General features: G+C 69.2%; 5 protein-coding genes and 1 pseudogene. All 6 read right to left on the bottom strand.

Annotation, left to right across the window (positions count from 1 at the left end; all coding sequences use genetic code 11):
- Nucleotides 1–136, bottom strand: a 136-nt coding sequence (locus JWR81_RS21870) for a nicotinamide phosphoribosyltransferase domain-containing protein (RefSeq protein WP_297656107.1), incomplete at its 3' end; no start/stop codon positions are given.
- Nucleotides 137–829: 693 nt separating this feature from the next.
- The gene (locus JWR81_RS21865; protein ID WP_297656101.1) at nucleotides 830–1,231 is read right to left on the bottom strand and encodes a MarR family transcriptional regulator; all 402 of its coding nucleotides are present in this window, start codon (nucleotides 1,229–1,231) and stop codon (nucleotides 830–832) included.
- A gap of 56 nt (nucleotides 1,232–1,287) precedes the next feature.
- Nucleotides 1,288–1,965, bottom strand: coding sequence for an SDR family oxidoreductase (locus tag JWR81_RS21860; RefSeq protein ID WP_367278827.1), 678 nt, complete (start codon nucleotides 1,963–1,965; stop codon nucleotides 1,288–1,290).
- Between the two features lie 288 nt (nucleotides 1,966–2,253).
- Nucleotides 2,254–2,529: a PDZ domain-containing protein gene (locus tag JWR81_RS21855; RefSeq protein WP_297656104.1), complete on the bottom strand. Its 276-nt coding sequence runs from the start codon at nucleotides 2,527–2,529 to the stop codon at nucleotides 2,254–2,256.
- 220 nt (nucleotides 2,530–2,749) lie between these two features.
- Nucleotides 2,750–2,863 (bottom strand): annotated as a pseudogene (locus tag JWR81_RS34480) (NAD(P)-binding protein); the annotation flags it as partial.
- A 107-nt stretch (nucleotides 2,864–2,970) separates the two neighbouring features.
- Nucleotides 2,971–3,600 (bottom strand): gluconate 2-dehydrogenase subunit 3 family protein (locus tag JWR81_RS21850; RefSeq protein ID WP_297656095.1); only part of this gene is annotated, 630 nt, incomplete at its 5' end.

The following is a 3,600-nucleotide window of genomic DNA, read 5'->3' as shown; positions in this document are numbered from 1 at the left end:
CGGGGTAAGGGCCGCCACGCGACTCGATATAGCTCGATACGTATTCCGTTCCCGGCGGGTACAGCACGTGGTGCGAATGCTTGTAGCTGTCGGTGTTGAGGATGATGTTTCCGAAGTCGGAGAACTTGCTGACCACGTTAGAGCCTCTCGGTTCTGCGGGTACGGAACGACACTGTTCGCCGCCCGGCGTTGATGGTGCGGAAATTGATTTCGGCACGCGGCGAGGTAGAATGCCGACGTGTCGACGATGTGGCCCGGAGGTCAGCACGGCACGGCGGTCAGACCAGGTTGCGGCCTCGAGGGCCGGCGAATGGCGACGGGAAGTCGCCCGGGGCCGAGGTCAGGGACAACAGCGACAGGTGGCTCGGTGACCGAGACCGCCCCGCCGCGTGGAATCAACCTGAAGAATGCTCGGCATGGGGAGAAACACTAGGAGTCGCCACGTCACCGCCACAAGAGTCTGTGAGGCCGTTCACAGTGTGTCGATCGTGTCGATTGTTTCAACTGTTTCAGAAATCTCGACGGGCCCTTTCTCGACGGGTCCGTTTTGGTCGGCAGTGACGGAATCACTATCTGCTGGTCGGGTCGTCAACCGGGTCGTGCCGGCGTGGCGATACTGACAAAAGGCCGTTCGAGGAGTCGCCAGGCGACCTTCTCATCCTGATCGGTCAGCCCTTGCCGGTAGCGGTACTCATGGATCCGCCGGCGCTCGCCCTCGGCGGCTCGGCCGTGAAGGCGATCCTGCGCAGGCACCCCCTTGACGAGCGAACCGCCGCGTGACTTCGGGCGGCGGCACGCGCCGGCATCCGGCTCACGTCCAGCGCGGCCGTCAGCCCCCGGCCTCGGCCGCGTCTGCATCGAGCAGACGCGTGAGAATGCCGGTGAGCTGCTCGAGGTCGTCGGCGGGGAGGGTGCCGATCGCGTGCGGCGGGCGAGTGAGGATGGCATCGACGGTCGCGATGGCGTCCCGTCCGGCAGCGGTGAGCGTGACCAGCTTGCGGCGTCGGTCGTCGGGGTGCGGCCGACGTTCGACGAGGCCGTGCGTCTCGAGCTTGTCGACGATCAGGGTCGCGTAGGGGGCATCGACCCCGTTCGCCTCCGCGATCTGGCGAAGGGTCAGCGGCCCGTCGCGAAGTTGCAGCAGAACCTTCCCCCTGCCGCCACCGAGGCGGAAACCCAGCGCCTCGGCGAGCTCGCCCCGGCGGTCCTGGGCCTCGACCAGCCGGTACATCAGGACCCAGGCCTGCTCGACGGGATCGGCCGAGCGTCTCGACGACCCTGCCACGCTCACCACGCTACCGTGCGGCCCAGGTAGTCGACGTAGTGCAGACCGGGCGTCCCCCGGAGGGCGTCGAGGGTCTTGACGACGTTCGGGATGCTCTCGTCGATGGTGAGCCGGGCATCCTGACCGCCGAGGTCGGTCTGCACCCAGCCGGGGGCCATCAGGACCAGCGTCCGGAGATCGTTGTCGTGCCGGGCCGCGTAGCTGCGCATGAACGTGTTGAGCGCAGCCTTGCTACCGCGGTACACCTCGTGGCCACCGTGTTCGTTGTTTGCCACGCTGCCCTGACCCGAGGACATCACCCCGATCGTGCCAGTGGGTTCGACGAGGTCCTGCAGCGCTTCGACGACGCGCAGCGGGCTCAGCGCATTGGTGACCATCACCCGGGTGAACTCGTCCGTCGAGGTCTGCGCCACAGTGCCTTCCGGCTCGTTGGTGACGCCCGCATTGATGAACAGCAGGTCGAACGCGCGGTCCCCCAGCCGGTCGTGCAGTGCCGCGACCTCCGCGGGCTCGGTGATGTCGACGGTCTCGACCTCGATCTGCCCCGCGGAGGTGTCGGCGAGGTCGTGCAGGGGGGTGCGGGCCGAGCCGCGAACGGTGGCGACGACATGCCGACCACTCTCTGCCCACTCGCGGGCCAGCGCGAGGCCCAGACCACGGGACGCGCCGATCAGGAGCACTCGATCCTCCGTGTCCGTCACCGGGCCGGAAGGAACGCTCTCATTAGTTGTAGTCATGATAACTATTCTACTGCATACAAATATCCGGGTTGAGCCGGGGTACGTCCGGCTGGTGGCGTCCGGTAACGACCGCACGTCCAGGCGAAGGGTGGCCGCAGCGGCCTCCGCGCCAACCACACGGCCCACGATCGAGGGGCCGTAGGCGTCGTACGTGTGGTCGATGACGCGACGGTGACCAGGCTGCGGTCGCGGTCGTCATCCGTCCTCCGGGGGACAGTCGTGGGTGGTTCAGCTGCCGGGCAGTTGGCCCAGCGTGACGGTCCCCGTGCTCGACGTGCCCTGGGGATCGGTGACGCCGACCGGGACGGCCTGTCCCGGGTTCAGACTGGCCAGAACCTGGGACAGGTCGGCGGTGCTGTGGACGGGTGTGCCGTTGACGGCGGTGATCACCGACCCGGTCGCGATCCCGGCCTTGGCGGCGAGCCCTCCGGGAACGACACTGCCGACGCCGACCCCGGCGGGTTGCCCGTCGGCGCCGACGACGGTGCCGACGCCGACCCCCAGCTCCGTCGTCGGTGAGGGTGGAGAAGTCGCCGGGGTGGAAGCGGGGGGTGTAGCCGGCGTAGTGCACCATCGACCCGCCGACGCCGCGGCCGGAGTTGTTCTTGCCCAGCTCGATCGGGTCGGCCCCGCCGATCACGCGGTCCTGGGTCCAGTACAGCTGATGGCTGCCCGCCTCGTCCGACACCCAGTCCTGGTCGGGGTGCCAGAACGGGCCCGCCTCCAGGACCACGATCCGCCACCCGCGGCGCGCCAGGCGCTGAGCAAGCACGGACCCGCCCGCACCCGCGCCGACGATGACCAGATCGACCTCGTCACCGTCGGCGTAGCGGCGCATGGTCTGTTCTCCCGGAAGGTCGCGGGAGTGCACGTCGAGCAGGAACCGGGAGTCGTTCGCCCGAGGCCCGACCGCGCCCTTGAGGACGCCGCGCCAGAAGTCGCCCATCAGCTCGTCCCTCCCTCGACGTCGACGTCCGGGTCGCGCTCGGTGGCACCGGGCGTCTCGAAGGGTTCGCGGGAACCGGCGGCGGCCGCGCCGGGGCCGCCCAGCCTCATGAACCCGTGCGGGTAGGCGGGCCCGCCGAACCCGATCTCGTTCCAGGCCCAGGGATGGGAGTAGAAGGCGGCCAACGTCGCGCGCATCACCACCGACCACCCCCGCGCGACGTTCAGTCGCTCCCACACACCGCCGACCAGCCGAGCGTGCGCGAACTCTCCGATGATGTTCTCCCGGAGTTCGGGGGCGCACCCGGCGAACTCCCGTCCGTAGCCGGTGCGCGCGGTGTGGTCGAGCCCGGCCAGCACGAGCCGCCAGGTGTCGCGGTCGTCGGGCATGTCCGCGTAGCGGTAGCCGTCCAGCTGCCCGGCGGCGAGCTTGGCGTCGACCATCTCCGCGACGGGGACGCGCGGTTCGCTGTCCTGGGCGAGCACGGTGTCGCAGAACGCCCGGAGGGGGGCCACCTCGGCCCGGGTGAAGAACCGGAACGGACCGGGCGGCTCCAACCTGGCCAGCACCACCTTCCGGGTCGCCTCGTCCCAGGTCGCCACGGCATCGAGGACGTCGAAGTCGGGGTA

The sequence above is a fragment of the Pseudonocardia sp. genome (assembly GCF_025965585.1).
In the GTDB taxonomy this organism is placed as follows: domain Bacteria; phylum Actinomycetota; class Actinomycetes; order Mycobacteriales; family Pseudonocardiaceae; genus Pseudonocardia.
This window is presented reverse-complemented; position numbering and strand designations above follow the sequence as displayed.